Consider the following 25757-nt stretch of genomic DNA (forward strand, 5'->3'; position numbering starts at 1 on the left):
TCCCTTGCTACCCTAGAAGGCAACAGTTGAGTTATCGTTTGCGCTATGACCACCTCTTCAATCAGTAGAGTTCCGGGGCTATTTTCCCCTGACTTTTGGCAAGAAACTCTAGCCTTAACGCGACGGTTGTTTATTCAGCTCCAACGACGACCCTCGACATTGGTGGCGGGGGTGGTGCAGCCGCTCATTTGGCTGATCCTATTCGGGGCATTGTTCCAAAATGTACCGTCGGGGCTGTTTGGCGACAGTGCGAACTATGGCCAGTTTCTCTGTGCTGGCATTATTGTGTTTACGGCCTTTAGTGGTGCTCTGAATGCGGGGCTACCTGTGATGTTTGACCGCGAGTTTGGCTTTTTGAACCGCCTATTGGTGGCGCCGTTGGCCTCGCGGTTTTCAATTGTGCTGGCTTCAGCATTGTTTATTACCACCCTCAGCTTGATTCAGGTGGTGGCGATCGCCAGCTTGGGGGTTGTCTTGGGCACAGGGCTGCCGAACGTAGCGGGAATTGCCGTTGTGTTGGCAACAGTGCTAATTCTTGTGTTTGGGGTGACGGCACTGAGTTTAGGGTTAACCTTTGCCTTGCCGGGGCACATTGAACTGCTGGCGGTGATCTTTGTCATTAACTTACCGCTGCTATTTGCCAGCACGGCACTCGTCCCCCTGCAATTTATGCCCACCTGGTTGCAGTGGGTGGCCAGCCTCAACCCCCTCAGTTTAGCTATCGAACCCATCCGCTACGTGTATTTGCACCCAAACTGGACGATTGCCGATGTGGTGATGGTGGCACCATGGGGGGCCATCTCCTTGGGCACGGCGATAGCGATCCTGCTAGCGGTGGCGGTGGCACTGAGTCTGCTGATTCAGCCATTGTTACGCCGTCGCTTGGCCTAGACCACCCGCAACGTATAGCATTGGCTACACCACTGCGCGACATCCAAGCTTAGGTCATTCCCCTCCGGCTCCGTACTTAGGTCGCTGAGTAACCCTTGGGTGAGGGCTAGGCCATTCTCCCCAGCCACCGGTAGGGGTTGGGCATTGGTGGGGGGGGAGCTGTGCTGGTTAACGTGGCTGAAGGGGCGACGGCTGCTGATAATAAAGACTTGCAGCCACTGGCTAGGGTGGTTCAAGCTCCAGGTGTAGAGGGGCACACTCAGCCCCGCTGCTAGTTCTAGGTGCCAGGACTGCGGTTGGAGGGGCAGCAAGAGCAGCCCTTGGCGGCTGTCCCAAGCAACGGCCAGCACATTTAAGGACTCGTCGCCATAGTTATAGATGCTCCAACGGCAGGTGTCCCCCTTGGTTAGGGTGAGGGGGGCTGCCAAGTTCACAGGGGGTAGCTTTGTGCGCAGTACCTCCGGCAGTGGATGGGGGGAGCGAGTTGTGTATTGCCGACTTAAGAGTTTGGGCTGGGGGGTGAGTTGCTCTAAGGTGGTGGAAATGCCTAAATGGCTCGAGGTTGTATTAACGGTCAAGGCCAGCCATTTGTGGGCTAGCAGAGTGGCAAACCATGGGTTTAAGCGCCGCATTCCCGCCTTGGCGGCTTCGTTGGTGGTGGTGCAACTCTCCTGGAGGAGGGAGCCTGCGGGCCATTGCAGCCCATAGCTACCGGCCTCTGAGGTTTTGGTAATGATTACATCTGGCAGGTCGTCAGGGCTGTTGACAACCGTCACGTCGCCTTGGTTAGCCAAGGCATTCACGACATCAACTCGCTCAATTTTCTCGAGGTGCGGGTCTAAGCCAACCTTAAGGCTGAGGTTGCGAGGGAGACGACGTAATTTCTCGTAGAGGCGATCGCCGCTTTGCAGTGGAGCAGCGGCTGTACCTTGAGCCATAAAACCATTGATGCTGCTGAGTTCCACGATGACGCTTGTATCGGTGCTGAGCAGACGACTGCGAGGGCTAAGGTGTGCCAGCAACCATGGACTGAACCCGCCGCACCAAAGGTTGAGGGTGCGATCATGGCTGCCTTGCACAACGGCATCCAAACTGTTACCGCCCATGCTAGGCAGGCTGCCCATAGCCACACGTACCTCACTGCCGAGATAGGTGCGCAGGTCATCAGCGGTATGCATTACGCTGTGATCCAAGGGGCGATCGCCGGCCAAGGCCGCTAGATAATGGCTCAGGGTTGCAGTAAACAGCCCTACGGTCACCCCATTAAGGGTGACTTCTGCCCCAAGATCGTTGACGGCGGTGAGATTCTTAGCCTCACTGTGTGCTTGAGGGCTAACGGTTGCGGCTAGGGGGGCATACCGCCACCGCAGATGGGAGGCGTGGGGTGGCGCACTGGTAAAGCGGGTATCTAGCCAGACCTGTAGAGATTTGAGGTTGAGTAGCTCTGCTAAGGCTAAGCTATCGGCACCACTGCTATCGGCATTGGCCAATAGGAGCGTCGGCTGTTGTTGCCAGAGGGTGCCATAGCCGCTGAAATAGACCAAAATAGGGTCACCAAGCCCTTGGAGTTCTGCCAGTTCCTCCCTGACTCTGGGCAGGGTTGCCGCAGCCTCGGTCAAAATCGTTAGGCGATCGCGATCGAGGCCAAATCGTTCCATCAACAACATTTTGACCAGTTCTACATCGGTGAGGCAACCGGCAAGGGGAGGCACCATCCCAAGGTGGGGATAGTGGTTAATGCCAATGAGGAGTGCCCGCACCGTTGGTAAAGGAGCAGCGATCGCCTTACTGCCCCCCTGCCAAAACGCCTGTGCCAGTAACAGCGCAGCAGCAGATTGTAAGAAGAACCGGCGGCCAAGGTGCATTGCGCTCTCCATCCAAAGGGGCTAACTCCATTCTCAGAGGTTATGGGGCAATTGCCGCACTCCAAGGCCGTGAAAGGCAAAATTTACTCAGTGGGGGTAGCCGTTGACAATAAAGCAAACCTGCTCGCCAATTTTCGTGGCATGATCTCCCATCCGCTCTAGGTTGCGAATCACCACTAACAGTAACAGGCGTGGCTCCACCAGTTCAGGCTCGGCTAGGGGGCTACAAAGGCGACTATAAATGTGCCTGTAGTCTGCATCCACCGCATCATCATGGAGGGCAATGGCCGCAGCCAACTCCACATCCAGATCCGCAACAGCAGATAAACTTTCGGACACTAGCAATAGCGATCGCTCAAACATGGCTTTGACCTCAGCCAACACCGAGGGCATTGCAGGATAGGCAAAGAGGTGCTGAGCAGCGCTGGCAATTTCCACCGCATAGTCGCTAATGCGCTCTAAATCTCGACTGAGGTGCAGTAAGCTGGCTAAAAAGCGCAGATCATTGGCGACTGGGGCGTGCAGGGTCAAAATTTCAATGGCATCTTGGGTCAGTTGGTGATACTGGCGATCCACTTCCTGTTCTCGCTGCAACAGCAGATCAATAGTGGTCAGGTTTCCTTCAATTAACACCCCGTAGGAGAGTTGACAGGTGGTCTCCACCAGTGCCCCCAATCGCAATAGATCGGTGCGTAGGCGTTGAAGCTGGCGTTCAAAAAAAGGAGCCACAATGGCACAGCGAGAAAAGGGACTGCTTAGCTAGTGTGCCAGAAACATCAAGAAAACGTTATCTGGCTCGACTGGTAATCTTGAGGTTCCACATGGATGACGATGCGCGCAGGGCCATACTGCGCTTGCAGGGCAGCCTCCACCTCTTCGGTAATCCCATGGGCGGCGGTAACATCTTCCGTTTCAACAATCAGGTGCATTTCAATGAATACTTGTCGGCCAACCACTCCCCGCGAACTAATGTCATGGCAGTTGATCACCCCGGGGATAGCCATGACAATGGCGTAAATGGCCTCCGGGGCGATCGCCGCTGCATCCACCAGCCACGGAATATTAGTTTTCAGCACCGACCATGCACTCCAAAATACTAAGGCCGCCACCGGAAAGGCTAACGCCACGTCTAACCAGTACCAGTTCAAGCTCCAGACCCCGATCAGCCCTAGCAGCACAGCAATGGTGACCCAGACATCGCTGAGGGTATGCTTTGCGTCTGCCAGCAAAACTGGGCTATTCAGCTGGCGCCCCATGTGATGCTCGTAAAGGGTGACCCCAATATTGATGCCCAACACCCCAATCATCAACCATAGCTCTGCTGCCCCAAGGGCAATCGTTGTTGCCTGATGTAGCAGCCGCTCCACTGCACTCTGGAGAATTTCAAAGCAGGCCATTCCCAGAAAAGCAGCAATTCCCAGCGCCCCTAACGCTTCAAACTTTTGATGTCCATAGGGATGCTCGCGATCGGGGTGGGGATTGGCCCAGTGCATGGCTACTAACCCCAAGACATTACTGATACCATCGGTAAAACTGTGGAGCGCATCCGCTTGCAAACTCAGAGAGTGACTCAGCACTCCAACGATAGCTTTCACCAGCGTAACAACAATATTCAGTATGAGTGTTAGCCAGAGTACCCGCTGAACGTTGTGTCGCTGGTCACGCATATGAGGGGTTAGCGAACAGCGCGAGACGGCTGTGCGGACTGAGTGCTGCGCTGCTCGGCCAAAATGCGCTCATTGAGAACGGCGATCGCCCGCATGAATTGGGGGTCTTTATCCGTCGCAATATCCTCCCGGGTGAGTTGCTCCCGCTGCTGCTCAGTCAGTTGCACTTCAATATCCGGCTCAATCCCTTTCTTATTAATGTCGCGGCCACTGGGGGTAAAGTACTTCGCGATCGTCACGGCAATTCCGGAGCCTTCTCCCACCGGTTGCACCGACTGTACCAAGCCCTTGCCAAAGGTCTTCGTCCCAATTAAGACCGCACGGTTATTGTCTTGGAGCGCCCCGGCCAAAATTTCGCTGGCACTGGCAGACCCACCGTCAATCAGCACGACCATGGGCTTGTTGGTGAGAAACCCTCGCCCCGCTCGCAGGCGATCGGCTTCCCCTTGGCGATTCACAGTGGAGACAATATCTCCCTGCTGCAAAAACATCCGCGCAATTTCAGCACTGGCAAACAGTAAGCCCCCCGGATTCGAGCGCACATCCAAAACGTAGCCCTGTACGCCCTGCTTCTCTAAGTCACGGATGGCACTGCGCATTTCCGCCGCTGCATTAGAGCTAAAGGTAACAAGGCGAATGTAGCCAACAGGGCCTTGGGGAGTTTGCCGCACACTGTAGCGCACGGGGTGAATTTCAATGCGGGCACGGGTCACTTCAAAGTTCATGACTTGGCCGCCTCGCTGGATAGTTAGCCGGACTTTCGTGTTCACCGGCCCCCGGATCATGCTGACAGCTTGGTTAATATCCATGCCTTTTGTGGACTTACCATCAATCCGCAGAATCACATCCTTGGCCATTAAGCCAATTTCGGCGGCAGGGCTGCCCTCAATGGGGGAAACAACCGTAATTTCCTTGGTTTTCTCATCTTGAGTAATGGTAATACCGACCCCCGTTAGCTCCCCGGAGGTTTCAATTTGCATCGACTTAAATTGCTCGGGATCCATGAAGCGAGTATAGGGATCGTTGAGCTTTTCAAGCATTTCTCGAGCTGCTTTATAGGCGTCCTCAGTATTGCTATAGTTACGAGATAAGAACTCTCGGCGCACCGCCCGCCAGTCATTGCCGTTAAAGGTGGCATCCACATACTCGCGGTCAATCACTTGCCACACTTCATCGACGAGTTCCTTAGGGCTTTGCCGAAAGCTAGCTAAACTTCTCGACCAGTGTAACCCCGCACCTGTAACGGCCACTAAGGCTGTCATCACAACGGTCGTGCTAACAACTAATGTGCGGTGTGTGATTCCCATAGGACTCGTCCTAATGCTGAGTGCGTTTTCTTACGCCCAATCTAGCATAAACCCATACGGTGGCCGTGCTTGGATTGCGGCGTGACCTAAGGTCTTGGACGCTAGCTACCCCCCAAAAGTGCCCCTAGCCCCCCACCTGCTTCAGAATACAGCGGTTAATACTTTCATCGACAACCCGCTGGACGTGTTGCTGGCGCGGAGACTGATTCTGACGATTGTCAGGGTTCAGGGTACGAAAGTCATCATAGCTAACCCGCTCTTGGATGTAGTTAATCGAGCAACGACAGATATTGCTCAGCAGCGATCGCGGCACAATGGGCGCTGAGCGTTGGCCGTGATCAAGGCAGGTATCCATAAAGCTCGTGACTGCCACAGCGGGATACTTTTGGGCGATCGCTTGGGAGGGCACCCCTACACTACTCACTAAACCACTACTAATGAGCACGAGAGAGACTAATTTCATTTCAATAGAATTAAAAATAAAAACCCCCTTAGTGTACGGCATGACCCCTTGCGGTATGCAAAATGTTTGCACCTCGCAGCATATTGTTGCCTAGGTCAACAGTCTTGCAACACATTGCCACACTATTGCGGTGCAGTCTCTAACGACTACCTCTAGCCGACGCTTTTGCACCTCAGCTAAAGGTCGGGTTCAACCACTTCAATAATGCAACACCGGCTTTCAGGCGGTGGCTTATCAGCCTGTTCATAAAGCAGATCAATCCAGACCGACTCTGGATAAGGCTTGCGGCTAGAGACATAAAAAAGCCAGTGCTGCTCAAGGTTGAGGGAGTGACGTAGTTCAACCATTCGTGGTGTGGTAATCATGCGTAGTGCCGTATTGGCATTGCGCCACTGCTCAATAATACCGACAGCAACTGAGAGGGTTACTCCCTCGCTATTTTCCAATTCAAGAATGCCATCAATGTAGATGCTTTCCCACCAGTGGTACGGATCCGTTAAGTCCAAGCCGCGACCGTCCATATCATCGATCAATTTCGGGAGATAGGTGTGGATAAAACCCTGCACAATCTCGAAGGCAGGAAACGGGCGCAACACTTGTAGTTGGCGAGCTGTTTGTTGAAACCACAGTTTGTGGTAGGTCATGGGGGCGAAGCTCCGTGCGCAGGCGATCGCCCGCGAAATAGTCGTTAATTCTGTTTATTTTACCAAGCAACCCTACGCAATCAGCCCTGTTGGAGGTAACGGCTGATGTCAGCATGAACGCCCCCACTGCGCGGATGGGGAATTCCGCAACACTTAAGTTAGGGCTGGGTTCTACCCCTAGTTTCCTAAGCTTGATATACTCCACTGTGGGCGATCTTAGTGTTTGAGGTGTGATGTTGCGCCCCTGCCAGTCAATACTGGCAAGGTAAACCCCCCGTTGGATTGATGAGGCACGCAGAACTCATGGTCATTGTGGCAGTGTTAGCAGCAGGGCGAGGTACACGTATGAAATCCTCGCTGCCCAAGGTCTTGCATCCCCTTGGGGGGCGATCGCTGGTGGAGTGGGTGCTCCACCAAGTCAAATCCCTGCAACCCCAACGCCAGTTTGTGATCATTGGCTATGCCGGGGATGCGGTGCGCAGTGCCCTCAAAGATTACCCAGCACTGGAATTTGTAGAGCAGCGAGAACAACTGGGGACAGGGCACGCGGTGCAACAGTTGCTCCCCTACCTCAAGGATTATGAAGGGCACCTGCTGGTACTCAATGGCGATGTGCCGCTGCTGCGGGTGGAAACCCTTGCCCATTTATTACAGGTACACCAAGAGCGGGGGAATGCTGCGACAATTCTTACTGCCCAAATTAGCAATCCCCAAGGCTATGGCCGCGTCATCTGCGACAGCCAAAATATCCTCAAGCAAATTATTGAAGACCGCGACTGCACCACAGCGCAAAAACAAAATCGGCGCATTAATGCTGGGGTGTACTGCTTTCACTGGCCGCAACTGGCGGCGGTACTGCCCCACCTGCAATCCAACAATGACCAGCAGGAATACTACCTCACGGATGCTGTCAATGCCCTAAACCCAGTGATGGTGGTGGACGTTGAAGATTACGAAGAAATTTTGGGGGTTAACGATCGCGCCCAACTGGCAACCGCCTACCAAATTTTACAAAATCGCACGAAGCAAGCGTGGATGAAGGCAGGCGTGACCCTCATTGATCCTGCCAGTACCACCATTGAGGACACTGTAGAACTGGCTGCTGATGTGGTGATTGAACCGCAAACCCATCTGCGGGGAGTCAGCCGCATTGGCAGTGGCAGTCACATTGGGCCTGGCTGTCTCATTGAAAATAGCACCATCGGTGAACGTGTAACGGCACGCTATTCGGTGATTACGGATAGTCAAATTGCCGATGACAGCGAGATTGGTCCGTTTGCCCATATTCGCCAGCAGAGTGTTGTGGGGGATCACTGCCGCGTGGGTAATTTTGTGGAGTTAAAAAAAGCACACTTTGGCAGCTATACCAAGGCCTCCCACCTCGCCTACCTTGGGGATGCCACCCTTGGCGATCGCGTCAATATTGGCGCGGGAACCATTACTGCCAACTACGACGGTGTTCGCAAACACCAGACCCACATTGGGAGCGGTACAAAAACCGGTTCTAATAGTGTTTTAGTGGCTCCGGTCACCCTTGGCGAAAATGTGACGGTGGCAGCGGGGTCAACGGTCACCGACGACGTGCCAGATAATGCCTTGGTGATTGCCCGCTCGCGCCAAGTGATAAAACCTGATTGGCAGCCCAAAGACTAGCCTGCCCCGCAACAGGGTTCAATGCCGAGGCGGCGTAGCAGCAGATCACTCACGGCATTGGCCACGGCAAACTCGCTGTAAAAGCTTTGGGAGAAATCAAACTGCTGTAACTCGGTGACTAAGGCCAAGAGAATACCCCCTAGGTCGTGTTCTCCTTCTAGGCGTTGCCGTCGATAGACCTGAGCGGCGCGCTGGGCAATGGCGGTATTCACGGCTTCCGGCACGTACTCTGTGTTGAGCCAGCTTAAGAGTGCCTGCTCTAACCACTCGGCATCCGCTGCACAATCCCCACAGGGAGGAAGCTGAATTGGGGAAATCGGGACACTCATGGCAGTTCTCCCATACTAGGAGCTATTAGGAGCATTTTGACATACTCCCCATGCCTAAAGGCAGGGGCTTTACGGCGTTTTTCGGTAACTGACAAGGAGTTGGCGGAGCAATTATTGCCGCTAGAGGGCAAGCCGTTCTGGCAGTTTTAGGGAGCGCAAGAGGCGATCGCCATCCACATGCTCTTGCATCAGTTGCTCGATAAACTTCACCTTAGCTACCTCGTGCAGTCGCACTTGGCCAAAGGCGCGATCTACAATTTCCACCGCTGTGAGGGTGTCTAAGTCCACCGATAGGATCGGAATTTCTAACTCTTCAGCACGGGCCAGAATGGCCGGCGACGGTGGCAGGTGCCCGGTGAGAATCAGACAATGGGTGGAGGTTTCCAGTGCCGCCCACTGAATATCGGTGCGATCGCCCCCCGTAATCACCGCCATGTTGCTCCCCTTGCGGAAGTATTTCAACGCTGCACTTACATTCATGGCACCAATGGTCAACTCTTCCACAAGCAGGTCAAGGCGATCGGGGCGACACAAGACCTCTGCCCCCAACTGCCGCACCAACTCACGAACACTGACACTGCGGAGTAACTGACTGCGGGGTAACAACCCAAACACCGGTACCTGCTGTGCTTCAAGGTAGTCACAAATAGCCTTAAGGGGTTCGCGCTCCGCATCGGGGATATCGTTAATAATCACCCCTAGTAGGCGATCGCCCAGTTCCGACTTAGCCAATAAAATTGACTCCACCACTAAGGGGGAGTCGTAGCGGACAACTAAGAGAATGGGCGCATCTAGCACCTGCGCCATTTCCCCCATCCCTAGATCAAATAGGCGACCTTCGGCTAGGGTGGCTGGCCCCTCCAGCAGCACAACGTCTTCACTATTGTCGTTTTGGTAGGCGGTGAGTGCCTGCCGATAGTCAGTTTGATCTCGGCCAGTCAGTCGCGCTTCAATCGTCTCAGGGGTCAAGGTGAGCAGGGTTGGCCGCACCGTTGGCAGATTAAGGGTGTGCTGCACAAACCACACATCCGCTTCCGTATCCTCGGTGTCAGCGTTGGGTTGAAAGGTGCCTAAAGGCTTGCCGTAGCCAACATTGAAGTGGCGATCGCGCAATAGCTTTGCCAAACCCAAAATCGTTGCAGACTTACCGCTGTAAGCCACCATGGACGCGATGAGCAGATGTTTCGGCACTGTTGTCTTATTCCTCCCTCAGCGGTATCCCCAAGATGTCTATCATTACTCAAGTCGCAGTAGCTTACGGTAAAACCCCTTAGAAAAATCAGCAATACGATGCTTTTTGTAGTTAATAATCACATCAATGAGGTGATCGACCAACTCAAAGGTCGTAATCGAAATTTCGTACTGGAGATCAACAGAATTATCAAACATGACTGTACAGCGCGACAGATCGGCCGGCAGATTGGCAATGGTCCATGAGGCTACAAAATCAACGTTGTCACCCCCTTCAATCCCGCGCTGCCCCTCCAGCCTTCCCTGTCGGTAAAGAGCAATACCAAGGGGAAGGAGCGCCCGTTTCTCATTGCGCATATAGGGGGCAAAAATATTCACCTCCCGAGGGTTGGCAGGCTGAAGCTGATCCAAAGCGGTCATGGAGGAATCCTCATCCGGTCTGACGCAGTGCTGAGGTCTATTTTAAGTGCTGAGGTCTATTTTACAGGAGTTGCCGGCCGAGGCAGTGCCCTCAGCTGCAACGGCAGCAGTAGCGGATTTGCATTTGGTAACATATAGTTAACATAACGCGCGAGCAATGCCTATGGTTTTTGATCCCGGACATGCTGATTTTCACGGTTCCTTTACTGAGGATGGGCAGCCGAACCTGCTCTTAAAGTATCTACAACGTCAATCGCCGGAAGTACTAACGCGCATTGCCCGCTCCGTGAGTCCTGAAATTCGTCAAATTATTAGCCAAAACGTCCAAGGGCTAGTGGGGGGGCTGCCGTCGGAGGACTTTAATGTGCAAATTGCTACAGACCGTGACAATCTTGCAGGGTTGCTGGCCTCCGCCATGATGACGGGGTATTTTCTGCGCCAAATGGAACAGCGCATGGAACTGGAAATGAGCCTAGACGATTTGGTTTGATCTGAGAGTAGTCTGTGTCGGATCCGTGGCACCAATTCAAGGCGCTGCCTTGGCGATCGCTGATCCCTACGGGGCTGCTCGTTGCCCTCATTGCTGCGCTGTTTGATACTGGGCTGTACTACATTGGCAGTGCGTCATTGTTGATGCGCGAAGTGTTAATCATTTTGTTACAGCCGCCCCTCAGTTTGCTAGTGCAGTTGGGGATGAGTATTGCGTTGGGGATGCTGGCGGTGCTGTGCCTCGAAGTTTGGTTTAACCCGGCACCTATATATGGCGGCACCCTGTGGGGATTATTCTTGTGCTTACTCTTAGCCAGCTTGGGGTTTAGTTTTTTCGGCTCCCTGCTTGGGCTGCGATCTGTTTTTTTCCCGATCACCGAAGTGTTCTTGATTGGGACGGCCATGGGAATTTTTTGGCAGGGTCGGCGCTACTGGCGTTACTAGCGCCCTAGTAGCTCGTTTGATACTCCGCCTTCCTTGACACGGAAGGATGCCAAGGCACGCTGGCGTAGAACTAACCCCTAACCACTATACCTGCGGCAGGCTAGCACCAACGCGTTGTGGCGGAGCACTGCAGTGATTCTTTAGTGAGTAGCTAGCACGTGTTTATGGTGAAGGTGACGTTGCTGGTGAAGGTGACTCCGTAGGAGTAGTTGTTTCGCCACCGCCGCCCCCGCAGGCCACCAGACCCACAGAGAAACTAGAGAGAACTAGAGCAATAGCTAAGAGTTTGTAGATAGATTTCATTTATAGTACTCCCCACAATAACGGTTGGAACTTGGTTAGCACTTCCTTTCTACCAAGTTAGGGTGGGGTTTGGCAACAGTGCCGCTAGGATAGTAGTCCGGAAAACTTTGAGCGCAATGTTCTATACCATTTTCCCTTTATCGGCGATAAATTAATTATTGGCAAGTTTTGTGCGATCGCCCGCAATGTTAAATTCATTATGAATGGCGCAAATCACGATATGCAGGGCTTTTCCACCTATCCGTTTTACATTTTTGGACAGGGCTGGGAGCAGGTTGAGCTACCCCCAGACGTGCAGTGTTTCAAGAGAGATACGGTCATTGCTCAGCTAGAGCAAATTGCGTGGTGGCACTGGGACGCAGCAAAAATCAGCCAATGCCTCCCCCACATTGTGGCAGCAGATATTCATGCATTGCAGGGCAGTGCTGGGTGACCCAATGGCAACAGAGCGGTTACAAAAAGTCCTTGCCCATTGGGGGGTGGCATCGCGCCGCCATGCCGAAACCCTGATTCGTCAGGGGGATATTTGGGTCAATGGTCACCCCGCTCAGGTGGGCGACAAAGTCGATCCCGATCGCGATCGCATTGAATATCACGGTCAACCCTTAAGACCCGCCGAGACCGTGGAGCGGGTGTATCTGTTACTCCATAAACCCAAGGGGGTCATTTCTACCTGTCAGGATCCTCGCGGTCGGTGCACAGTGCTGGACGTGCTGCCCCGCCCTTACCGAGCGGTTCCGGGACTGCATCCCGTGGGTCGCCTTGATGCTGATTCCAGTGGTGCGCTGATTGTAACCAATGATGGGGAACTGACCTATTTGCTGACCCATCCCCGTCACTCTATTCCCAAAACCTATCGAGTGTGGGTGCAGGGGCAGCCCTCGGAGCCTACCCTTGCTCGCTGGCGTCATGGTGTTCCTTTGGATGGCCGCCTCACGTTGCCGGCAACGATTCGCCCTATTACCACCACGGGCGATCGCACCTTGTTAGACATTGTGCTGCGCGAAGGCCGTAATCGCCAAATTCGCCGTGTTGCTGAGGCGTTGGGGCATCCGGTTATCAGTCTAAAACGGGTGGCGATCGGTGCTGTTCACCTCGGAGGATTGCGCCCCCAACAGGTGCGCCCCCTCAGCCGCTACGAACTGGATGCTCTGCGCAAGGCAGGTGGCTGTCGGTCTAGGGTCTAGGCGGTTGCTGAAGTCTTCTATAGGGTCTCTCAATGAACTGGGATGGCTATAGTTGCTAGGATGGACTTGCCGTGTCTATGCTGCCCTAGCCGATGAGCGCGTCTTTCGGAGATTTAGATGGACTCTCAACTCCCTGCCGGTATTACTGAGCACTTGCCGCCTGAGATTCTCAGTTGGCTGTACTCCTATCAGCAAGAGCACCAGTTTGCCAATCTTGAAGGGGTCATTGTTGATATTATCTGCAAGTATTTTGACCAGAAAGGCCATCTCCCTGAGCGCCTTGCCGATCTTGAGCGGCGGGTGAATGCCCTAAGTCGCGAAGTCATTCAACTGCGCCAACGTCTCCCCGAAAATTACGATCGCCTACGAGAGCAGTTAGCAGCTGTCCGCTTAAGCCATTCGGGAATTCTGCACAATCTGCGGGATCGCGTTGAAAGCCTTGAACGTCAGGTATTCCCCAATGCCCCGACTGAGGTGGCTATGGACGCTGACGCAGAGGTTGATAGCTAAAGAGTTCCTCGAGGGTAGCCAAGAGATCGACTTTGACACCGGTAATCTGATCCTGAGGGTTTAAGCCAAATTGCCATGCTACATTCACGGTAAATAGGGGCAGTTTCGCTTGGCCAACAATACGGTACACTCGCTCGTGCGGCTCGTGGCTGAGTAACTCTCCCTTGGTGGGCACCACCCGCATTCCCACGGCTTCTTGGGCTAGGTAGGTGGCGATCGCGGCTGGGCCAACCACCGGCTCTTCAAAGGGAGGAACGAGCACCCCATCTGTGGCAAATAGGTTGGCCACGTCTGGGTAGGCTTCGGCATTTAATCCAGCAAAGTAGGCGGCAATGGTAGCCTCACTCACACCGTCAATGGTGGGGGCACTGGCCAGTAATGTTGTGCTCATTGGTACTGCTCCTGAAAACTTGTAAAACCGCTAAAAAAAGGGAGCGATCGCCCCCTTGCGTAACCCATGGCCATGCACCTAGACAGCGAGGGGATCCACACCCATCGCCACTACGGCGTTGCGCAGCACCGTGATTTGTTGGCCAAAGTCAAGGGCTTTAATGGCATCAAAAACGCGGTCGGCATCACGACTCAGACGGTAGCCAGCGGGTACGGGTACCACAAACCCCTGCCGCATTAATTCTGCGAGTTGGTACCAAAAGGCTAATTTAGTATTGGGACTAAACACACCGTAGGCGCGGGTCAGCGGCGTATCAACGTTGGCGACCAAGTCCCGCATGAATTGCAGTTGATCGTCAAAACTCAGAGCCTTGACTTGGTTCAGAAGCCCTTCAGCAAGCTGTAGGCGAGCCGTACCGGGCGCAGCAGCGGTAATGGAGCGACCTGTTTCTGTGTAGATAAACCACAGCAAGCCAAGTTTGTCATCAATGCTTAGGCAGTTGAACAGCGTTGTCACATCCTGCACCGCAGTGGCAAGGGTGGTTTGGGTGAAACGGTTATCTGTCGTAAAGGTCATATCGCTTCAGAGATGTTTTACGTCTAGCGTTGGGCTATCTTATCTCTGCCTCCTAGTCAATATTATGTTACATATCTTTACGAAAAGCAACATTGTTTTATAAATGGCAACGATAGAGCCGCAAAATGTCGGGAATGAGCCGATCGGTAATCATTACAAATGTTAGGATGACCTCTGACTTGAGGGAGATCTGAGGCGTGACGCGGCCAACGCTCTACGTGGCACTGACAAATCATGGGTTTGGGCACGTGGCGCGGACAGCGGCGTTAGTGAATGCAATTCGCCGTCACGTCCCTGATGTGCTCCCCCTGATTGTGACGGCGGCTCCCCATTGGTTGTTGCAGGCCAACCTTGAGGGAGACTTTATCCATCGCCCGCGCGCCCTTGACCTTGGGGTGGTGCAAACCGACAGTTTACACATGGATTTGACGGCCACCCGCGCCAAACTGTTGCAACTCCAAGGGATGGCACCGGAGTTAATCCGCGCCGAAGTGGACTTTATCCAGCAGAACCGGGCGCAGTTAGTACTGGCGGATGTGCCGCCCCTTGCAGTGGCGATCGCCCACGGGGCAGGGGTGCCCTGCTGGATGGCAACCAACTTTGGCTGGGATTTTATTTACCGTTCCTTTGGCGAGACCTTTAGGGAGATAGCCGACTGGGTGAGTGACCTCTATGGGGGCTGCGATCGCCTCTTTGAGCTTCCCTTTGCTGAACCCTTAAGCGCCTTTCCCCACAAAGAACGGGTAGGCTTGACAGGGGCTGAACCGCGTTACACTGAGGCGCAGATCCGAACTCAACTAGGGCTAACGACGGCCAAAGAACGTACGGTGCTCCTAACCTTTGGTGGGCTGAGTTTAGAGGCGATCCCCTACCACGCCCTCGCCGCATTTCCAGACTGGCAGTTTCTCACCTTTGATGCTACTGCCCCAGAGTTACCCAATCTCCTCAAGTTATGCGGGCGGCAGTTACGCCCCGTTGACGTGATGCCCCTGTGCAGTCGCATTATCTCTAAACCCGGCTATGGTACCTATTCCGAAGCCTGCCGCTTGGGAGTTCCGGTCGCTACCATTCGCCGCGATGATTTTGCCGAGGGGCCAATTCTCGTCGCTGGGTTGCAAGCCCATCACCCCCATCAAATTCTCAGCCATGAGGACTTCTTTGGTGGGAACTGGGCGTTTTTGCACGCGGAGCCAGACCCACCCCAAGAGCCGATCCCCTTAGACACAAACGGTAACCTCACGATTGCGACCGCCGTTGCGTATTATTTGAGTAACCTTTCACAGCCATAGGTTCGTGCATCCAGTGGGTATTTTTCCATGGCGGCCATCGTCACTGCTCAAAAAAGCATGGCAGCACTACCAGCAGCAAAACTGGTTGGCAGCACAACAGGTCGCTCAACAACTGCTTGAGACCTCTCCCCAACCGGAAGCGTACTACCTCCTAGGGTTAACCGCTGAGCAGTTGGCACAGCCCTTAAACGCTAAATCCGCCTACGAAAGCGCGATCGCCCTTGATGCTTGGTATGCGCCAGCCCATTACCGCTTAGCTGTGGTGCTGCACGATCTCCTCAAGCAACCGGCGGCGGCGCTGCCCCACTATCAGCGTGCCCTTGAGGTTAAGCCGGACTGGGTAGAAGCCCATAGTAATCTCGGCAATGCCTACCTCGATTTAGGGACGATTGACGCGGCGATCGCCTGCTATCAAAAGGCCTTGTCCCTCAACCCCGATTTGCCCATAACCTTATACAATTTGGGGCTCTGCCTACACTCTCAAGGGAAACTCACCGAAGCCAGTGCCTGCTATGAGCAGTCTCTTTACCTTGAACCCGGGGTTGCGGATGTGCACAATAACCTTGGCAGCCTTTACCTTGAACTCAAAAACTACGATGGGGCAATTGCCCAGTTTGAAGCAGCCCTAGCAGCCAATCCAGAACTGTTAGTGGCTCACTATAACCTTGGCTATGCCCTGCATCTGAAGGGAAACCTCAGTGCTGCCCGCAATCGCTACGATGAGGTGTTACTGCGGGACAACAAACATCAGCAAGCCCTGCTACAGCTCGGCCAGTTGTGCCTCAGCGAAGAAGAGTTTACCGCAGCTATTGGCTACTATCAGCGGTGTCTGAGTTTAGACCCCCTAAACGGCACCGCCCATGCAGGGTTAGCCACAGCACTTTTAGAAACCGGAGATCCCCAAGCGGCGCTCAAGCATTTTCAACAGGCCGTCCACCTGACACCCACTGTCCCAGAGGTTCACCTCAACTATGCACTGGTGCTGTTGTTACTTGGGCACTTCAAGGAAGGTTGGCAGGAATATGAATGGCGTTGGCAGCAAGCGGAAGGGGGGCTGCGTCAGTACCCGCAACCCCGCTGGCAAGGACAAGCGCTCCACGGTAAAACCCTCTTTGTCTATAGTGAGCAAGGTATGGGGGATTGTATTCAGTTTGCCCGCTTTTTACCCCTGCTTGTGCCCCACACCCAGCGGATTATTGTTGCTGCCTATCCCCCCCTGCTGCGGCTGTTTGAAACAATTCGTGGCATTGAGGTCATTAGTACGGAGGCACCCCCACCGCCCTTTGACTACCACACGCCCCTGCTTAGCCTGCCGCGCTTTCTTGGCATTAGTAAAGAGCGGTTTCCTAAGTTTAGTCCCTACTTCCAGTTACCGATATCCCCACCCCAACCGATTTTTAGTGTGGCCAAGCCGCGGTTCGGGCTAGTGTGGGCAACCCGCAGCAACACCCGTACGACAGCGAAACGCTCCTGTCCTCTAGCGGAGTGGCAACCGCTGCTCAGGGGTCTAGACGTACAGTGGTATAGCCTGCAAAAGGAGCGCTCTTGCGAGGAAGCCGAAGCACTCCAGCAAGCGGAGGTCATTGATTGCCACCCCTACATGACCGATTTTCTGGATACGGCATTGCTGATTCAGCAGTTGGATGCTGTGGTTACCATCGATACCGCCGTGGCTCATCTGGCGGCAGCCTTGGGCAAGCCCACATGGATTCTCCTGCCTTTTGTGGCCGATTGGCGCTGGTTCTGGCAACGGTCTGATTCTCCTTGGTACCCTTCGGTGCGGCTCATTCGCCAACCACAACGCAATGACTGGTCGGGGGCGATCGCCCAACTGTACCAAATATTGCGCAACGTTAGTTCGGGTAAGTCCACTAGGTAGTCCCTATAACGCACTATAGCCAAGAGCAACATATTACCCTAAGACCCACTGAAAATACTCTGTAAGATCATCAGTAAACTACCCGACTCCGACTGCTAAGCAGTGCGGAGCGGGCTTTTCGTAGCCCTGTAGTTGGCACGCCAACCACGTTCCGTAGGTAGCGTCAGCCATACCTCTAGGCTGGTTTACAACAGCCCCCAAAAGCGCAATTACATTTGCACCGTTGAAATCAGCATCCCCTGTCCAGCCACAATGACCGCACTTGAACTGCTTACCACCGCGATAGGATTGAGCAGGGTCTGGATGGATATGCAAGCACCTGTGGCAGGKCTGTGAGGTATAGGCCGGTGGTACAAGTATCGTCTTTACACCTGCCCGTACAGCCTTGTATTCGAGAAACTGCCTAAGTTGGTGAAACGCCCAGCTATTGCTACGCCGCCGCTCAGTTTTAGATCGGGGCTGTCGGTTAGTGCGCTCCCGAATCCCTGTTAGGTCTTCAATGGCGATGCTGGCGGAAAGAGATTTTGCCGTCTCGACAATACGGTTAGCGATATTGTGATTCACCCATGCTTGGAAGCGTCTCTCCTTGCCAGACAACCATTGCAGTAGTTCTCTGCATCTGCGCCTCGAACTCCGTGTGCCCTTACTGGCTTTCTGCTGGAGTACCGCTCTCAAGTTGGTAAAGTGGTCTCTAACTTTAGTTAGGGTGTGCCCGTCCCAATGTTGTCCCTCCGATGTGTGCGCAATATCTGTCCTTCCTAAGTCCACGCCCACAATCTTCTCCCCATCTTGCGGTTTCGGTGGCTCTGATTCCAGCGCTATCTGTAGGTAATAAGAACCATCCTTCCGCTTGACAAGGGTTGCAGATTTGGGATTAGAACCCGCCAGTAGTCCCCTCTGGTAGTTGCCAATTGCTAGTTCAAACCGCTCACGACCATCGACAGTAGTGAGCGACACCGTCCAATCCCTCTGTCGGAATGAGAAAATGCGGGCATCGTAGGTAGTAAACCCACGCTTGAACACTTTGACTTGGCGGTTTTTCTGTTGTGCTGTCTTGCGAGCACCCGCCACCCGCCTGCATACCTGTTGTGCTAGATTGCTAGACAAGCCAAACCGAGACCGAATCTCGTGGTAGCAAAGCGATTGTAGTTTGATGGCATTGACTACCTTTTGTGGCGTGTTTTKGTTCACCCAGTTCAGCGCCTGCACAAAGGCATCCATTGTCGCATCCAATTTAACGGCTTGCGATTGGGATACCTTGAGCTTACAGGAGACAGTCAAAACTTGGATCATAGTGCTATTATTCATCATCCGCATTCCTCCCGACACTGCCCCTACGGATACGGTGCGGGTCTCCTGCGGTTTCTAGCTGAAGACCTCTAAGACTACGATTCTCAGCCATGCCAGAGGGCTACATTTTGGGCACTCGCGTCACCGTTACGAGCTATGATGACGCCTGCGATCGCCTCGGTGAATGGATTGCAGCGGCTAGTGGTGGCTATGTGGTCGCAGCCAATGTCCATGTGGTGATGACTGGGGTATGGCAGCGGGATTTTCAAGCAGTGGTCAACGGAGCACGCCTCGTCACTGCCGATGGGATGCCCTTGGTGTGGGGGTTGCGGTTACTGGGCTTTGCGAATGCACAGCGGGTCTATGGCCCAGCATTGATGTTGGCGTTGTGCGATCGCGCCGTGAGTGAAGGCTGGCGAATTTTTCTCTACGGCAGCACGCCAGAGGTATTACAACGCCTACAGTCGAATCTTGAGACTCGGTTTCCGGGGGTGAAGGTTGTTGGGAGCTATGCCCCGCCGTTCCGCCCCCTCAGTGCCGCGGAGGAGGCAGCCGATCGCCAACGAATTCTTGCCAGTGGGGCTGATATTGTGTTTGTGAGTTTAGGCTGTCCCAAGCAGGAACGGTGGATGGCACGGCAAGTGGCCTTCTTACCGGCTGTCCTTGTGGGGGTGGGTGCCGCCTTTAGCTTCCACAGTGGCATGGTTGCCCAAGCCCCCCCTTGGCTAATGTCCTTGGGGCTAGAATGGCTCTTTCGCTTGGTTCAAGAACCCCGTCGTCTTTGGAAACGCTACCTGATCAATAATCCAGCGTTTATCGTTCTTTTTTCTGGCCAATTACTGTGGCATGCCCTCCACCGACGGCGAAGACGTGAGTCCCATTGAAGCTCCAAGCGCCTGAAGGGGCGATCGCCCCACCTGCCGCCGCGCCCACTGCACACTCTGGCGTAGGTATGATGAAAAGGGCATATCCTTAACGTGAGGCACCGTTTCAAAATAGTGGATCAAACTCAAACCACTTAAGCGCAACACGTAGGCCGCAGTTGCCCCCTGTAAGCAGCTCCCCGCCAAGTAGGTTACGGAATGACCCTTGAGCCACTGACCCAGCGATTGCGTGCCCAGTTCCACCGCCCCTAACTGCACCACCAGCCGCAGAAGTTCCTTGGCGATGGGTTCCGCATCTGCCAGACGAAAGGAACGGTGGTAAATTTGCCCCAGTTCCCACGTTAAGCGCACCAGTAGCCCACCCGCCATGACTAAATCCAGCAAGGGCAAGGGGTTGACAGCCGTAGCCGCTGCGCCTAGCCATTGGTAACGCTCAATAATGGGCTGTGAGCGCTCACGGCGGTACGCGTTCAATGCCGTTTGTGCCTGCTGATGAAGTTGTTGGGCACGGCGATAGGTGCCTGAGCACACCAAGCTAGAGCGCTCTTGACTTAGTATCTGAGATAGCGTTGTGGCCAAGGCCGTGTTGTCGGTAGGGGTGATGCACAGCAGTTGCTCTGGTTTCAGACTTAACTGGTGGAGTTGCTGCTGCAGATGAACGTTCACCCGCTCCAGTTCGGCCATGTTTTCCGGCAACCAAACAATCACAAGACGATATTGACCCATCACCAGCACCCGCACCATTTCAAATTCACTGGCGGTGAGAGCACCGGTCACTGTCAACAGAACCAAGTCTGCTTGGGGGACGGTGGCTAAGGATTGCTGATGCAGATGACAGTGGGGTAGGCCAAAGCCTTCAACAGTACGGGCAAGATGTGCCACCCAACGGCAGGATTGGCCAAGGATACAGACATCGACGGTGGGGGTATTAAGGCGATGCTGCAGCTGTTCGTAGGTGTGTTGCAACGGCGCTTGAGCAGCAGCGGGTAGTTCTTGGAGTAGGGCACGGGTTTGAGCCAGTTCTGCGTTGACCTGCTGTGGCTGCAGGGTCAGCTGAGGTGCAACGGTTGTGGCTGCCCTAGGCGATCGCCACCAGTACCAGTAGCCTAGCCCTAACCCAAGAAGCACTAGCCATCCCCAAGGATGTTGAGCGACCCAACCACTAAGCGCTAAAAAAATCACTCCTGCCGCAATGGCCATTCCTGCCACCTGTAAAGAATTCGCCTTTTTGTTAGCTTACCTTGACTGGTTGGGCAAAGTGAATGCACCGACTCATGACACTTTGCGTACATAAGCAGCTTCCCTACAAATCCACCTAAGCTAGGAAGGGCTACTGTGAATTTCAGGGTGTCTGCTGGGCAGCTAGAGACTCTTGCAATTCGCGGATAGCAAAGAGCGATCTCAGGGGCACTCCCACAGCAGCAAAGGCGGCAGCCCCGCCCGCTTCGCGATCCACGATCGCCAGCACCTCATTGACCTGATACCCTGCCTGTTGCAGGCGCTCTACCGCTTTTAAGGCAGAGCCACCGGTGGTAATCACATCCTCCAAAACAGTGACCACCGATCCCGGCGGCAGCACAGGGCCTTCAATAAAGCTCATCGTGCCGTGGCCTTTAGCCTCTTTGCGGACAATTAACGCCGCTCGATCCTGACCTTGCAGATTCGAGAGCACACTCACGGCCACCACTAAGGGGTCAGCCCCAAGAGTCAGCCCTGCCACCGCTGTGACTTCGGGTGCAAGGTGTGCTAACAACAACCGACCCACGAGGTAGGCTCCCCGTGCCGAAAGGGTGACCGGCTTACAGTTGATGTAGTAGGTACTTTTTTGGCCAGAGGAGAGGGTGAACTCGCCTGCGCGGTACGCTTCGTGGCACAGACGCTGCAATAGCTCCTGCCGCAGATCTGACAATGAGGCTTCCATGATCATCTCCGAAAAGTGCCACCCCTAGGACGAGGAGGAGGTGGCTGGGACGCGAAACCAGTGGGTACTACCATCTTTTTGATCAACTAACTTGATGCCGTGAGCTAGCAATAGATCCCGTAGGCGATCGCTTTCAGCATAGTTCTTGGCTTGGCGAGCCGCTTGGCGCTCCTGAATGAGAGCTTCAATCTCCTTCTCACTCAAACCAGTGGCACAAGGAGAGGAATCAGCGGGGCTGACCTCTAAGCCCAACACCTGCGCCAAGCTGACAAGGGTCTGCCAGTCCGCACTGAGGGCACTGGGCGATCGCTCCAACTGCCCACCGTGGAGATAGCGCTGCTGCTCACGATTGAGGGATTTGGCCAGATCAAAGAGTACTGCCAACGCTGCCGCAGTGTTCAAATCGTCATCCATGGCGGCGCAAAAGGCCGCCGTACTGGGGTGTTCCTTGGGGGCGATCGCCTCGGTAGCTGACAAAGGTAACGCTTGATTCGCCCGCAGCGCATCGGCAAGAGTTTGCCACCCCTTAGCCGCTGCATCAAGGGCAGTATCGGTAAAGTCTAAGGGCTTGCGGTATTGGGCTTGGAGCACCAGCAATCGCAATGCCATCGGCTCCACCCCCTGCTGCAATAGGTCACGAATGGTGGTAAAGTTCCCCAACGACTTTGACATCTTTTCGGTATTGACCGTTACAAACCCATTGTGCAGCCACCAGCGCGCCAAGGGGCGTTGACTCACCGCTTCTGACTGGGCAATTTCATTTTCATGGTGCGGAAAAATCAAGTCCATGCCGCCGCAGTGAATATCTACCGTTGCCCCAAAGGCTTGCTGTACCATTGCCGAGCATTCAATATGCCAGCCTGGCCGACCCTTGCCCCACGGGGCTGGCCACGGTTCATAGACCCTTGCTTCCTCTGGCTTCGCCGCTTTCCAAAGAGCAAAGTCAAGGGGGTGGCGCTTGCGGCGATCCTCCTCCTCAACCCGGCCACTGGCTCCGGCCATCAGTTGCGATAGACGCCGCCCCGAAAGCTTGCCATAACTGGGAAACTTCTCCACCGCATAGTACACATCCCCATCAGCAACGTAGGCGCAGTCACAATCAATCAGTTGCTGAATGAGTTCAATAATGGCTGGAATAACCGCCGTAGCACGGGGATAAGCCGTTGCGGGCAAAATATTCAGCCGCGCCATATCCTCGTGGTAGGCGGCAATGTAGCGATCGCTAACCGTGGCCATTGACTCCCCCGTTTCTTGGGCACGGCGGAGAATTTTATCGTCAATATCGGTGAAGTTCTGAACATAGTGGACGGTGTACCCCAAAAACGTGAGGTAGCGGCGCAGCACATCCCAAGCCACGTAAGAGCGCGCATGGCCTAAATGGCAGTAATCGTAAACAGTGACACCACAGGCATAGATGGTAGCAACATTAGCAACACGGGAGCTAAACGGCTCAAGGCTCCGGGACAGTGTGTTGTACAAACGTAAAGGCACAGAAACACCCCGCAATGGGTCACTATTGCATCAACAAATCTATCTTTGATACCATATTAAAATACCAAAATGATTCGACCGAGGACAGACACCCCCCCATGGCCAAAAAAAGCATGATCGAACGCGAGAAAAAACGCCAACGCCTAGTGACCAAGTATGCCGCCAAACGGCAGGAACTCAAAGCGCAACTAGCAATGGCGGAAACTCAAGAAGAGGTCATGAGCATTCACCGTCAACTCCAGCAACTTCCCCGTAATAGCGCTCCGTCGCGGCTACGCAATCGCTGCTGGCTCACTGGTCGTCCGCGGGGGTACTTCCGAGATTTTGGTCTTTGCCGCAACGCCCTGCGGGATATGGCACACCAAGGGTTGCTGCCAGGCGTTGTTAAGTCAAGCTGGTAATAAAAAATTGACCTTGCACTCTAAGGCCTGCCCTAGCAACTGCTGGTACTCCGCTTGGGTAACTGTGTAAGCCCCAAAGCGTTCTAGGTGGGGGTTTTGTAGTTGGGCATCAAAAAGAACAAACCCTCTTGTGCGCAAATGCGCTACCAGCTTAACTAGGGCGACTTTCGAGCCATCGGGAATGCGGTAAAACATCGACTCGCCGATAAACGCACCACCTAGGACAATCCCAAGAATTCCCCCAGCCAGCTCATCCCCTTGCCAAGTCTCAAAACTAACCGCCCAGCCTGTCTGGTGCAGCAGGTGGTAGATTGCTTGTAGCTTTGGGGTGATCCATGTCTCTGGGCGCGCAGCACAGCCTGCTACCACTGCGGCAAAATTACGGTTAATGGCTACCTGAAAGCGATGTTGGTTCAGAACCCGCTGTAGCGACTTAGGATAGCGAAACCGCTGATCCAACGGTATGAGTGTTCGCTGTCGAGTGCTGTACCACGCGAGGTCATCGCCCTCCCCCATCAAAAAATAGCCTTGGGCATAGCCCTGCTCAATAATCAGCTGCCGAACCCGATCTGCATTTAAGTTGGGGATAGGGGATTTGAACATTCTTCGTGACTCTGGGGGGACTCAGGATGGGATCATAGGAAACGATGATGTTTGCCGATTCTACCTATGACATGTCTATCTGCAATCCGAGAGGCTTACCGCTACTGGCATTGGCTTGTGGCGCTGGTGCTCGCACTGCTATTCATTGTTTTAACCCCTACCGGGGCGATCGCCGAGGACTACACCAAAGAAGCACTGATTAATGTGGACTTTTCTGGACAAGATTTGCGGGACTCACAGTTCACCAAGGCCAATCTTTTCCACAGCAATCTTAGCCACACCAACCTGCAAGGGGTGAGCTTTTTTGCTGCTAATCTGGAAGCGGCCAATCTAGAAGGTGCCGATCTGCGCTACGCCACCCTAGATACCGCGCGGCTTACGAAAGCAAACCTCACCAATGCCATCCTTGAAGGAGCCTTTGCCTTTAATACCAAGTTTGATGGCGCGCTGATCACGGGCGCAGATTTTACGGATGTCGATCTGCGCGAAGATGCCCAGCGGATGTTGTGTGAAGTGGCTAGTGGCCGCAATCCCGTCACCGGACGAGACACGCGGGACACCCTCCACTGTGAGGATTTTGCCTCCTAGGGGAGGCAGGCGATCCCCGTCTGTTCATAAGGGTGGGGAAAATTCTGATAAAGTATTACAAAAGTTAAGATTTATGACTAGAGCTTTTCATGAATGTATTTATTGTGGGCGGAACAGGCACGCTAGGGCGGCAGATCGTGCGCCGTGCGTTAGACGAGGGGCATCAAGTTCATTGCTTAGTGCGCAGTCCTGCCAAGGCTACATTTTTGCGGGAGTGGGGAGCAACGCTACTACAGGGAAACCTCTGCTATCCAGAGACTATTGTGGACGCGCTGAAGTACTGCGGCGCATCGGTCATCATTGACGCGGCGACCACCCGCCCCACCGATACCCTCACCATTGAAGCTGTAGATTGGCAAGGGAAAGTCAACCTAATCCAAGCTGCGCAAGCGGCGGATATTCAGCATTTTATCTTTTTCTCCATCATGGGCGCACAGGACTATCCCCATGTGCCTCTGATGCAAATTAAGCAGTGCACCGAAGATTTTTTGCGGGAGTCGGGGCTAAACTACACTATCTTACGTCCCAGCGGCTTTTTTCAAGGGATCATTGGCCAGTATGCTATTCCCATTCTCGAAAATCACTCCATTTGGGTCATGGGAGAGTCCACCGCCATTGCCTATATGGATACCCAAGATGTCGCTAAGTTTGCAGTACGCTGCTTAGATCGAGCGGCCACCTATGGCCAAGCCTTTGATCTCGCGGGGCCGGAGGCATGGACAGCAGATCAAATTATTAAGCTATGTGAAAATCTCTCAGGACAGGAGGCTAAAATTMCCCGCCTGCCCATTGGGGTGCTGCGGGCAACCCGCCAACTCACCCAGTGGTTTCAGTGGACATGGAACATTAGCGATCGCCTCGCCTTTACGGAGGTCATTGCCAGCGGCATGTCTCTAAACGCCCCCATGGAGGAGGTATATCGTGTGTTTGACCTTGATCCCACAGAAACCCTCACCCTCGAAGCGTACTTACAAGAGTATTTCACGCGAATTCTGCGTAAACTCAAAGAACTGGATTACGAAAAAGTGAAACAGAAAAAGGCTTCACGAAAGCGGAGTCCATTCAAATCAACCCCCTAGGA

Annotated in this window: 28 protein-coding genes and 1 pseudogene; 13 read left to right on the forward strand and 16 right to left on the reverse strand. The window is 54.0% G+C overall.

All coding sequences use genetic code 11. The features are described from left to right. Nucleotides 1-45 precede the first annotated feature (45 nt). Complete coding sequence (locus L5220_RS10490) at nt 46-891, forward strand: ABC transporter permease (RefSeq protein ID WP_099797741.1); 846 nt, start codon at nt 46-48, stop codon at nt 889-891. Here L5220_RS10490 and L5220_RS10495 read toward each other — a convergent pair. The 6 genes from L5220_RS10495 to L5220_RS10520 all read right to left on the reverse strand — a co-directional run bounded on the left by L5220_RS10495 (nt 888) and on the right by L5220_RS10520 (nt 6837). After that, the gene (locus L5220_RS10495; protein WP_499573462.1) at nt 888-2756 is read right to left on the reverse strand and encodes a caspase family protein; all 1869 of its coding nucleotides are present in this window, start codon (nt 2754-2756) and stop codon (nt 888-890) included. The genes L5220_RS10490 and L5220_RS10495 overlap by 4 nt on opposite strands. Before the next feature lie 87 nt (nt 2757-2843). After that, the gene (gene phoU, locus L5220_RS10500) at nt 2844-3485 is read right to left on the reverse strand and encodes a phosphate signaling complex protein PhoU (RefSeq protein ID WP_499573463.1); all 642 of its coding nucleotides are present in this window, start codon (nt 3483-3485) and stop codon (nt 2844-2846) included. Nucleotides 3486-3532: 47 nt separating this feature from the next. Continuing rightward, nucleotides 3533-4423: a CDF family zinc efflux transporter Cdf31 gene (cdf31, locus tag L5220_RS10505; RefSeq protein WP_499573465.1), complete on the reverse strand. Its 891-nt coding sequence runs from the start codon at nt 4421-4423 to the stop codon at nt 3533-3535. 8 nt (nt 4424-4431) lie between these two features. Next, nucleotides 4432-5730, reverse strand: a complete 1299-nt coding sequence (gene ctpC, locus L5220_RS10510) for a carboxyl-terminal processing protease CtpC (RefSeq protein WP_448515223.1) — start codon at nt 5728-5730, stop codon at nt 4432-4434. A 124-nt stretch (nt 5731-5854) separates the two neighbouring features. After that, nucleotides 5855-6235 (reverse strand): hypothetical protein, encoded by a 381-nt coding sequence (locus L5220_RS10515; protein WP_499573466.1) that lies wholly within the window; start codon nt 6233-6235, stop codon nt 5855-5857. A gap of 134 nt (nt 6236-6369) precedes the next feature. After that, on the reverse strand, nt 6370-6837 hold the full coding sequence (locus L5220_RS10520) for a hypothetical protein (RefSeq protein WP_448526502.1): 468 nt from the start codon (nt 6835-6837) through the stop codon (nt 6370-6372). A 303-nt stretch (nt 6838-7140) separates the two neighbouring features. Here L5220_RS10520 and glmU point away from each other — a divergent pair, with 303 nt between their 5' ends. After that, nucleotides 7141-8490 carry a bifunctional UDP-N-acetylglucosamine diphosphorylase/glucosamine-1-phosphate N-acetyltransferase GlmU gene (glmU, locus tag L5220_RS10525; protein ID WP_448515220.1) on the forward strand — a complete coding sequence of 450 codons (1350 nt, stop codon included), beginning with the start codon at nt 7141-7143 and terminating at the stop codon, nt 8488-8490. Here glmU and L5220_RS10530 read toward each other — a convergent pair. From L5220_RS10530 to ebsA, 3 genes are all read right to left on the reverse strand, one after another. Then, nucleotides 8487-8819, reverse strand: a complete 333-nt coding sequence (locus tag L5220_RS10530) for a DUF8822 family protein (RefSeq protein WP_099797756.1) — start codon at nt 8817-8819, stop codon at nt 8487-8489. The two genes, glmU and L5220_RS10530, sit on opposite strands and share 4 nt — an antisense overlap. 120 nt (nt 8820-8939) lie before the next feature. Continuing rightward, the gene (locus L5220_RS10535; RefSeq protein WP_499573468.1) at nt 8940-10010 is read right to left on the reverse strand and encodes a phosphotransacetylase family protein; all 1071 of its coding nucleotides are present in this window, start codon (nt 10008-10010) and stop codon (nt 8940-8942) included. Nucleotides 10011-10055: 45 nt separating this feature from the next. After that, nucleotides 10056-10430 (reverse strand): type IV pilus biogenesis protein EbsA, encoded by a 375-nt coding sequence (ebsA, locus tag L5220_RS10540; protein ID WP_448515218.1) that lies wholly within the window; start codon nt 10428-10430, stop codon nt 10056-10058. Between the two features lie 163 nt (nt 10431-10593). Between ebsA and L5220_RS10545 the strand changes: the two genes are divergently transcribed. The 5 genes and pseudogenes from L5220_RS10545 to L5220_RS10565 all read left to right on the forward strand — a co-directional run bounded on the left by L5220_RS10545 (nt 10594) and on the right by L5220_RS10565 (nt 13363). Then, a complete protein-coding gene (locus L5220_RS10545; protein WP_099799782.1) occupies nt 10594-10920 on the forward strand; it encodes a DUF760 domain-containing protein in 327 nt (108 codons plus the stop codon). Nucleotides 10921-10934: 14 nt separating this feature from the next. Beyond that, nucleotides 10935-11363, forward strand: coding sequence for a hypothetical protein (locus L5220_RS10550; RefSeq protein WP_099797760.1), 429 nt, complete (start codon nt 10935-10937; stop codon nt 11361-11363). 403 nt (nt 11364-11766) lie between these two features. Further along, nucleotides 11767-12099: pseudogene (locus L5220_RS10555) on the forward strand (LbetaH domain-containing protein); the annotation flags it as partial. Nucleotides 12100-12103: 4 nt separating this feature from the next. Then, the gene (locus tag L5220_RS10560; RefSeq protein ID WP_499573470.1) at nt 12104-12853 is read left to right on the forward strand and encodes a pseudouridine synthase; all 750 of its coding nucleotides are present in this window, start codon (nt 12104-12106) and stop codon (nt 12851-12853) included. A 117-nt stretch (nt 12854-12970) separates the two neighbouring features. Then, the gene (locus L5220_RS10565) at nt 12971-13363 is read left to right on the forward strand and encodes a hypothetical protein (RefSeq protein WP_499573472.1); all 393 of its coding nucleotides are present in this window, start codon (nt 12971-12973) and stop codon (nt 13361-13363) included. Here the strand turns inward: L5220_RS10565 and L5220_RS10570 are convergent. Beyond that, the gene (locus tag L5220_RS10570) at nt 13332-13754 is read right to left on the reverse strand and encodes a nuclear transport factor 2 family protein (protein WP_099797764.1); all 423 of its coding nucleotides are present in this window, start codon (nt 13752-13754) and stop codon (nt 13332-13334) included. The genes L5220_RS10565 and L5220_RS10570 overlap by 32 nt on opposite strands. A 78-nt stretch (nt 13755-13832) precedes the next feature. Beyond that, nucleotides 13833-14330, reverse strand: coding sequence for an orange carotenoid protein N-terminal domain-containing protein (locus L5220_RS10575; RefSeq protein WP_448515211.1), 498 nt, complete (start codon nt 14328-14330; stop codon nt 13833-13835). A 197-nt stretch (nt 14331-14527) separates the two neighbouring features. Here L5220_RS10575 and L5220_RS10580 point away from each other — a divergent pair, with 197 nt between their 5' ends. Further along, complete coding sequence (locus L5220_RS10580; RefSeq protein ID WP_499573474.1) at nt 14528-15619, forward strand: glycosyl transferase; 1092 nt, start codon at nt 14528-14530, stop codon at nt 15617-15619. Nucleotides 15620-15632: 13 nt separating this feature from the next. Continuing rightward, nucleotides 15633-17498: a tetratricopeptide repeat protein gene (locus tag L5220_RS10585; RefSeq protein ID WP_499573476.1), complete on the forward strand. Its 1866-nt coding sequence runs from the start codon at nt 15633-15635 to the stop codon at nt 17496-17498. A 78-nt stretch (nt 17499-17576) separates the two neighbouring features. On the opposite strand, the gene L5220_RS10590 is transcribed toward L5220_RS10585, so the two are convergent. Next, entirely contained in the window at nt 17577-18791 is a 1215-nt protein-coding gene (locus L5220_RS10590; protein ID WP_499573500.1) for an RNA-guided endonuclease InsQ/TnpB family protein, read from the reverse strand. 107 nt (nt 18792-18898) lie between these two features. Here L5220_RS10590 and L5220_RS10595 point away from each other — a divergent pair, with 107 nt between their 5' ends. After that, nucleotides 18899-19672: a WecB/TagA/CpsF family glycosyltransferase gene (locus L5220_RS10595; protein WP_499573478.1), complete on the forward strand. Its 774-nt coding sequence runs from the start codon at nt 18899-18901 to the stop codon at nt 19670-19672. Here L5220_RS10595 and L5220_RS10600 read toward each other — a convergent pair. The 3 genes from L5220_RS10600 to cysS all read right to left on the reverse strand — a co-directional run bounded on the left by L5220_RS10600 (nt 19625) and on the right by cysS (nt 23084). Then, nucleotides 19625-20872, reverse strand: a complete 1248-nt coding sequence (locus tag L5220_RS10600; RefSeq protein ID WP_448515207.1) for a YcjF family protein — start codon at nt 20870-20872, stop codon at nt 19625-19627. The genes L5220_RS10595 and L5220_RS10600 overlap by 48 nt on opposite strands. Before the next feature lie 142 nt (nt 20873-21014). Continuing rightward, nucleotides 21015-21599, reverse strand: coding sequence for an orotate phosphoribosyltransferase (pyrE, locus tag L5220_RS10605; RefSeq protein WP_499573480.1), 585 nt, complete (start codon nt 21597-21599; stop codon nt 21015-21017). Between the two features lie 18 nt (nt 21600-21617). Continuing rightward, a complete protein-coding gene (gene cysS / locus L5220_RS10610; protein ID WP_448515206.1) occupies nt 21618-23084 on the reverse strand; it encodes a cysteine--tRNA ligase in 1467 nt (488 codons plus the stop codon). A 98-nt stretch (nt 23085-23182) separates the two neighbouring features. On the opposite strand from cysS, the gene rpsN reads away from it, so the two are divergent. Beyond that, nucleotides 23183-23485 (forward strand): 30S ribosomal protein S14, encoded by a 303-nt coding sequence (rpsN, locus tag L5220_RS10615; protein ID WP_099797778.1) that lies wholly within the window; start codon nt 23183-23185, stop codon nt 23483-23485. Here rpsN and aat read toward each other — a convergent pair. Beyond that, nucleotides 23474-24088, reverse strand: coding sequence for a leucyl/phenylalanyl-tRNA--protein transferase (gene aat, locus L5220_RS10620; protein WP_499573482.1), 615 nt, complete (start codon nt 24086-24088; stop codon nt 23474-23476). The two genes, rpsN and aat, sit on opposite strands and share 12 nt — an antisense overlap. A gap of 66 nt (nt 24089-24154) precedes the next feature. Between aat and L5220_RS10625 the strand changes: the two genes are divergently transcribed. Together L5220_RS10625 and L5220_RS10630 are read left to right on the forward strand one after the other, a co-directional pair. After that, nucleotides 24155-24676 (forward strand): pentapeptide repeat-containing protein, encoded by a 522-nt coding sequence (locus L5220_RS10625; RefSeq protein WP_198406086.1) that lies wholly within the window; start codon nt 24155-24157, stop codon nt 24674-24676. Nucleotides 24677-24765: 89 nt separating this feature from the next. Further along, nucleotides 24766-25755 carry an SDR family oxidoreductase gene (locus L5220_RS10630; RefSeq protein WP_499573484.1) on the forward strand — a complete coding sequence of 330 codons (990 nt, stop codon included), beginning with the start codon at nt 24766-24768 and terminating at the stop codon, nt 25753-25755. Nucleotides 25756-25757: the final 2 nt, after the last annotated feature.

It is taken from the genome of Synechococcus sp. PCC 6716 (assembly GCF_022570815.1).
GTDB lineage: Bacteria > Cyanobacteriota > Cyanobacteriia > Thermosynechococcales > Thermosynechococcaceae > Thermosynechococcus > Thermosynechococcus lividus.